This is a genomic window from Micromonospora sp. NPDC005194 (assembly GCF_040608335.1).
Classification (GTDB): Bacteria; Actinomycetota; Actinomycetes; order Mycobacteriales; family Micromonosporaceae; genus Micromonospora.
On the sequence record NZ_JBEXIA010000079.1, the window covers coordinates 1 to 6,237 of the forward strand.

Below are 6,237 nucleotides of genomic sequence, written 5' to 3' on the forward strand. Positions count from 1 at the left end.
AACACCACACAAAATTTTTAGCATATGGGTGGTTGGGTTTATGCGGGTGGCGATGCCCGCCGGGGGGGCGCGCCCCCCCCCCCGGGCCGGCCGCGCACCTCGGCCGTCGGTCAGTCGACGGTCGGCGCTGCCGTTCTGGCTGCCTCGGCCAGCGCCGCGGCTGCGCCGGCGTACGGGTTGTAGCTGTAGCTGCGCGCCAGCCCGGCCGGGACCGTGAAGTACTCGGCGGACAGCTTCGCCGGGTCGCTGGCCAGCTCGCCGCGGGCGGGCACGTCGTTGCCGTCGTCCCAGCCCCAGGGGGCGTTCGCGGAGTTCGCCGAGCAGCTCCAGGTGCCGGAGCCGCAGTCGCCGGAGGTGTCGCCGGCGAACGTGCCCAGGCTGGCGAACAGGTTCGCGTTGGTCCGCTGCGCCCACAGCCCTCCGGCGGCGAAGATGTCGACGAGCTGGTACCGCACGTCGCGGTCGTTGCCGCTGCTCGGCGTCTCGGCGACCGTGGACGGGTAGTAGACCAGGCCGTCGCCGTTGATGACGTACTGCGGATATGCCTTCAGGCCGTGCCCCTGCGCCTCCTGCGCGGTCACCGGGTGCGTGAAGGAGTCGTGCGGTGAGGTCTGGAACTGCAGGGTGCCGTCGACGCTCTCGCGGCCGCTGGTCCAGGTGCTGCCGGCCGGCGTGTACGAGTAGAAGTCGCTGTGCGCGACAGTGACCGCGCCGCGCAGGACGCCGTACGGGGAGCCGTCGCGCTCGATCGCGAAGAGGACCCCCTCGCCGTCGTTCTCGTGTTCGGTCTCGAAGAACGGGTGATCGGTCCAGTCCCGAGGGTGGAAGAACAGGTACGTGATGTACCAGTGCGTGCTCGTCTCCACGACGGAGTAGTACGCGTGCGCCGCGAGCGAGGTGCCGGACTGGCCGGCGCGGTCCCAGTTGTTGCGCCCGTTGAGGTCGCCGTCGAAGTCCACGGCGGTGACATAGTCGGACTGGCCGCCCAGGGCGTGGGCACCGGTGGCGTCGACGTCCTGGTAGTGGACGGGCGCCCAGCGCAGGGCCAACTCGGCCCGGCTGACGGCCGCGGTGGCGGGTGCCGGCGCCGTGAGCGGGGCGACGGTCAGCGCCGCTGCGGCGGCCGTCGCGGTCAGTGCCCTCGCCACCCGGGTTCGCCGGTTCGTGCTGCTTCTGTCGCGCATGGTGTGCTCCCGCATCGAATTGACAGGCCACGATGGATGATCGTCGGCGGAGGGGTCCGGCACGTGTCCCTGCGGCGAGGAGCAGGAAGCCGCTTCTCGACGGGCTCGCGTCCGACGACCCGGTGCCGCCGCCGCTCACCGGTTGGCCAGATTGTATTGATGCCCATCGAATGCGATGCTGGGGGTCGGTCGCGCTCGGGAGCCAGCGCGCCCGTTCTTCTCCGGATCCGGGGACGCGCGAGTGGCCACACCCCCCGCGCCGGGCAGTCCTCGTCAGCGGCCGCATGCCGATCGCCGTCGGGCGGCCGCCGTACGTCCGGCCCCGTAGGGTCGGTCGCCCATCCGCGATCGCGACGGCGACGGTTTCCCCGGAGGTACCGATGCTCCGCATCGTCCTGGCAGTCACGACCATGGCGCTGGCCGGCTGGGCCGGCACGACCGGCTCCGCCGAGGCAGCGCCGGCGCCGGCGGTCACGCCCACACCCACCCTGTCGCCGTCACCGACCCCGACCTGCCCGCCGGCCATCCCGATCAGCGCCTCGGTGACCGCGGTGACCACCACCAGCGTGACGTTGTCGTACTCGATCCTGTTCCGCCCGCCCTGCGGTTACGACCCGCCGATGACCGTCCGACTCTTCGCCAGCCGGGAGGACGCCCAACAGTGGCAGGCTCCGGTGGCGCAGGCCGTCACCGGGCCCGAGCGCAACGGGGTCGTGACCATCGGCCAGCTGACGCCCGACACCGAGTACTGGTACCGGTTCAGCGACGCCGAGGGCCGTCGGGACCCGTACCTGGTCGGACCGGCCCGGACCGCTCCGCTGACGGCGTGCCGGGCGACGGCCACCATCGACTCCCGCTGGGGCACCGGCTTCGTCGCCACGGTGACGGTGCGCAGCACCGGGACGCAGGCGCTGGACCGGTGGAGCGTCTCCTGGCGGTGGGCCGGCGACGAGCGTATCCAGACGGTCTGGGGCGGGGTCGTCGAGACGGTCGGCGCCGACGTCACGGTTCGCAACGCCTTCTACAACGGGACACTCGCGCCGGGCGGCGCGACGACGTTCGGCGTGCTCGTGACCACCAGCGCGGTCCCCGACGGGATGACGCTGGCCTGCGGCCGCTGACCGGTCACCCGGCCGTGGCCCGCGCCCGTCAGGGTTTGCGGGCCACGGCGCCGTAGGCGTCGATCCCCTCGGCGTCGGCGTCGTCCGGGCGCCACAGCGGGATCGGCACGAGGCCGGGCTCCACCATCGTCAGCCCGGAGAAGCAACTGGCGAGATCCTCCGGGCTGCGCAGGATGTACGGCACACCACCGTTCTCGGCCAACCGCTGCGCGCCGGAGACCACCGCCGGGCTGGTGTTGGTGCCGTCCCAGAGCACCAGGTGGCTGCCGGACGCGGTCGCGTCCATCGTCCGCCCGACGATCGAACGCACCACGTCCAGGTCCGGCTCGTACCCCAGCACACCCATGAACATGACCGCGATCGGCTGGTCGAAGTCCAGCGTCCGCGCCGCCTCGGCGAGGATCCTCTCCGGGTCGTGGTAGTCGGCCGGAACGTACCTGGTGACGCCCTGCGGGGTCGTGCTGGCCAGCAACGCGCGGGCGTGCACGAGGACCATCGGGTCGTTGTCGACGTAGACGATCCGCGAGTCGGGCGTGACGTCCTGGGCGACCGCGTGGGTGTTCTGCATGGTGGGCAGGCCCGTGCCGATGTCCAGGAACTGCCGGATGCCCGCCTCGGCGGCCAGATGCCGTACGGCCCGCACCAGGAACCGGCGGGACTGCTGCGCCATCACGACGATCTCCGGGTAGACCTCGGCGACCGCGTCACCGGCCGCCCGGTCGGACTGGAAGTTGTCCTTCCCGCCCATCCAGTAGTTCCAGATCCGCGCCGCGTGCGGCACGTCGGGCTGAAGCGTCGTGGTGAGTTCGGCGTCCGGGCCGGCCATGCCAGGCTCCTATCGAGGGGTTCGTCGGGGTGGGTGGCACTCCGGATTGTCCACGATCGACGGTGCCGGCCCGGACCGGGTCACGGCGCGTCCACGACCTCCCGGCCCAGCGGCCAGAACGCCGCGGGGACGAGCTTGAAGTTGGCGACGCCGAAGGGGATTCCGATGATGGTGACGCAGAGCGCGATGCCCGCGAGGATGTGGGACAGGGCGAGCCACCAGCCCGCCAGCACCACCCACAGAACGTTCGCCAGCCCGGAGCCGACGCCCGCGCCCGGCTTGGGCACCAGGGTGCGGCCGAAGGGCCACAACGAGTAGACAGCGAGGCGCAACGAGGCGACGCCGAACGGGATGGTGATGACCAGGACGAAGCAGACCAGCGCGGCGAAGCCGTAGCCGATCGCCAGCACGAGGCCACCACCGAAGACGAGCCACAGGACGTTCAGGACGAAGCGAATCACCCCTTCAGCATGAGCGACGCGCGCCACCGGGGGCCCGGCCGCCGTCAGTCCGGCAGCCCGCCGCAGGCGACACCGTCGATCGTGCACGCCGTGGGCGTCGCGCCGACCGCCGCGCCGTTGACCCGGAACGTCACACGGACCGAGGCGCTGCCCGGCACCTGCCCGACGCTTCCGTCCGGCACGAACGTCCACACCGCGCCGTCCTGCGTGGCCCGCGCGCCCTGGACCGCGCTGACGCGCAGCGACTCCCGGGGCAGCGTGATGGCCAGCGTCCACTGCGTCACCGGAGCCGGCCTCGGATTGCTGACGGTCACGGCGGCGCCGTAGCTGAGCAGGGCCTGGTCCTCGATGGCGAAGTCGGCGCCGAGAGCGGCCGGGGTCGGCGACGCCGACGAGGGGGGCGCGGCCGGCGCGCTGGTCGGCGGCTCGACGGGCGGCGGGGCCGCGTTGACCGACGGCGGCGCGGACGTGGGCGGGCTGCTGGCCGCCGGCTTCGCCTGCCCCCGGGGTGTACCGGCCCCGGGGGTGCCCAACTGGTCCACCGACGGGGGCGGATCGAGGGTCACCGGCGCCAACTGCTCCGGCGTGCGCACCACACCGATGATGGAGATCACCGTCGCCACCACCACACCGAGCGCCGCGAGCACGGCGATCCAGGTGGCCCGTGACACATCGCCCCGGCCGGTGACCACCCGCCGTACGGCTGCGGCGGCGGCCACGATCCGGTCCAGCAGAATGATCGCCACAGTACGCCGTGGCTGCGGCGGTGTTGCCGGCACTGCCTCTCCCCTTCACTTCATTCCCGGACGCCAACCCGCGACCGCTGGGTCGCGGTGGCACCCGGCCGTCACAGGGCGCGCAACCCGACAAGTATCGACTCGAGCAGCTCCTGCGACGGCAGCTCCGACAGCGTCGGTGGTTCGTGCGTCTCGACCAGACCCGCTCCGAGCAGGTCACCGAGGAGGACCCGGACGGTGCCCAGGGGCAGATCCAGCTCGGCGCTGACCTCGGCCACCGACACTGGATGGTGACACAGCTCGACGATCCGCGCCTGTTCGGGGAAGAGTGCCGTGGGCGGTGTGGCCTGCCGCCGCGCGACGACCAGCGAGATGAGGTCGAAGCGGCCCCGCTCGGGTGCGGTGCGCCCACCGGTCATCGTGTACGGACGGGCCACCGGGCCGGCGTCGTCGTCGTACCACGCCTCGTCAGCGGAGCCGGCGCTGTGCACCAGAGTCCCCGCTTCTCGCCGCGGAGGCCGGGCCCAGGGTGATCGGCAGGTGCCGTTCGGCCTGCCCCACGAAGAGCGCGACCTCGTACGCCATGTCACCCACCTCGGTCTCGTCGCCGGCGATCCGGACGGTGAGGATCGTCCCGTTCGGAATGGTGGCGACGAACAGGAACGCCCGCGACATCTGCACGACGATCTGGCGCAGCCCGCCCGCGTCGCAGGTCCGGGTGGCGGCCAGCCCCAACGCCAGCAGACCGGCGACCACGCCGGAGATCTGTTCGGCCAGCTTCGGCTCCACCCGTCGGGAACCGCCGAGCGGGAGCCCGTCCGGGGAGAGCACGACGGCGAACTCCGCCCCGCGTACCCGGTCGACCAGACGGTCCAGCGCGTCGGTCAGGCTGTCCGCGGTGACCACTGCATGCGTCATCGATGTCTCCTCGTTGCTCTCGTGACCGGCAGCTCGACGGTGTCGGGGCCGGTGCTGCCGGGTTCGGGCCCGGTCGGCCCGGATTCGGGCCCGGCGGCCCGGGACTGGCGGACCCGCATCGGCAACTCGCCGGCACCGCCCGCCCGGCCCGCGTCGGGCGCGTTGGGCCCGCTGTGACCCGACCGGCGCGCGGGGCCGGGGACCGCCACGGCAGGTGCGCCGGTCACCGTGACCAGTTGCGCCGGCAGGTGCACGATCGCTGCCGTCCCGCCGCGCCGGCTGGGCCGCAACGTGACCCGGGCACCGCAGCGGGCGGCCAGCAGGGCGACGGTGTGCAACCCCGTGGCGTCGGCGGGCGGGTGGGTCGGCGGGTTCGTGAGCAGGTGGTTGGCCTCGCTCAGCGCTGTCGCGTCGAGGCCGGGACCGTCGTCGACCACCACGACCGCGCAGCCGTGCGGCCGGTGCTCACCAGCGATCCGGACGGTGGTGTCCGGGGGCGAGTAGGCCAGGGCGTTCTCGATCAGCTCGGCCAGCAGGTGTACGACGTCCGTGACGGCCGGCCCGGCGAGCGACCACGGCCAGTGCGGCGCGACCAGGACGCGGTGGTACTCCGGCACCTCGGCGACCGCGCCGCGCGTGACGTCGAGCAGGGGGACCGGGCGCCGCCAGCGGCGGGCCGGGGTCGCGCCGGCGAGGGTGATCACCTTCTCCACGTTGCGGCGGATCCGGGTGGTGAGGTGGTCGAGCTGGAACAGCTCGTCGGCCTCCTCGGCGCTGTGCTCCCGCCGCTGCATCGCGTCCAGCAGGTCGAGCTGATCGCGGAGCAGAACCTGGTTGCGCCGGGTGACCCGCAGGAACAGCTCCCCGGCGCGACGGTCCTCGACCGGCCGGCTGCCGGCCTGACCGCCGCCGGCCTGACCGCCGCCGGCCTGACCGCCGCCGGCCTGACCGCCGCCGGCCTGACCGCCGCCGGCCTGACCGCTGCCGGCC

General features: G+C 73.1%; 8 protein-coding genes. 1 reads left to right on the forward strand and 7 read right to left on the reverse strand.

Translation table 11 applies throughout. The features are described 5' to 3' along the window. Positions 1-110: 110 nt before the first annotated feature. Positions 111-1,184 (reverse strand): hypothetical protein, encoded by a 1,074-nt coding sequence (locus ABZU53_RS31555; protein ID WP_355069219.1) that lies wholly within the window; start codon positions 1,182-1,184, stop codon positions 111-113. 380 nt (positions 1,185-1,564) lie between these two features. On the opposite strand from ABZU53_RS31555, the gene ABZU53_RS31560 reads away from it, so the two are divergent. Continuing rightward, complete coding sequence (locus tag ABZU53_RS31560; protein ID WP_355069221.1) at positions 1,565-2,305, forward strand: cellulose binding domain-containing protein; 741 nt, start codon at positions 1,565-1,567, stop codon at positions 2,303-2,305. A 28-nt stretch (positions 2,306-2,333) separates the two neighbouring features. Here the strand turns inward: ABZU53_RS31560 and ABZU53_RS31565 are convergent, their stop codons facing one another. The 6 genes from ABZU53_RS31565 to ABZU53_RS31590 form a co-directional block, all read right to left on the reverse strand. Then, complete coding sequence (locus ABZU53_RS31565) at positions 2,334-3,131, reverse strand: SAM-dependent methyltransferase (RefSeq protein WP_355069223.1); 798 nt, start codon at positions 3,129-3,131, stop codon at positions 2,334-2,336. An 80-nt stretch (positions 3,132-3,211) separates the two neighbouring features. Further along, positions 3,212-3,592, reverse strand: a complete 381-nt coding sequence (locus tag ABZU53_RS31570; RefSeq protein WP_354863332.1) for a YccF domain-containing protein — start codon at positions 3,590-3,592, stop codon at positions 3,212-3,214. Positions 3,593-3,636: 44 nt separating this feature from the next. Further along, positions 3,637-4,338, reverse strand: coding sequence for a cellulose binding domain-containing protein (locus ABZU53_RS31575; RefSeq protein WP_355069225.1), 702 nt, complete (start codon positions 4,336-4,338; stop codon positions 3,637-3,639). 101 nt (positions 4,339-4,439) lie between these two features. After that, positions 4,440-4,820 carry a DUF742 domain-containing protein gene (locus ABZU53_RS31580; RefSeq protein WP_354863330.1) on the reverse strand — a complete coding sequence of 127 codons (381 nt, stop codon included), beginning with the start codon at positions 4,818-4,820 and terminating at the stop codon, positions 4,440-4,442. Then, entirely contained in the window at positions 4,798-5,247 is a 450-nt protein-coding gene (locus tag ABZU53_RS31585) for a roadblock/LC7 domain-containing protein (protein ID WP_355069227.1), read from the reverse strand. The genes ABZU53_RS31580 and ABZU53_RS31585 overlap by 23 nt, the downstream gene beginning before the upstream one ends. Next, the coding region (locus tag ABZU53_RS31590) for a sensor histidine kinase (protein ID WP_355069229.1) at positions 5,244-6,237 on the reverse strand (994 nt) is incomplete at its 5' end. The genes ABZU53_RS31590 and ABZU53_RS31585, both read right to left, overlap by 4 nt.

Excerpts from the sequence above, each read along its gene's own strand:
- ABZU53_RS31555 (WP_355069219.1), bottom strand. The coding sequence starts at position 1,184 with ATGCGCGACAGAAGCAGCACGAACCGGCGAACCCGGGTGGCGAGGGCA.
- ABZU53_RS31560 (WP_355069221.1), top strand. The coding sequence starts at position 1,565 with ATGCTCCGCATCGTCCTGGCAGTCACGACCATGGCGCTGGCCGGCTGG.
- ABZU53_RS31565 (WP_355069223.1), bottom strand. The coding sequence starts at position 3,131 with ATGGCCGGCCCGGACGCCGAACTCACCACGACGCTTCAGCCCGACGTG.
- ABZU53_RS31585 (WP_355069227.1), bottom strand. The coding sequence starts at position 5,247 with ATGACGCATGCAGTGGTCACCGCGGACAGCCTGACCGACGCGCTGGAC.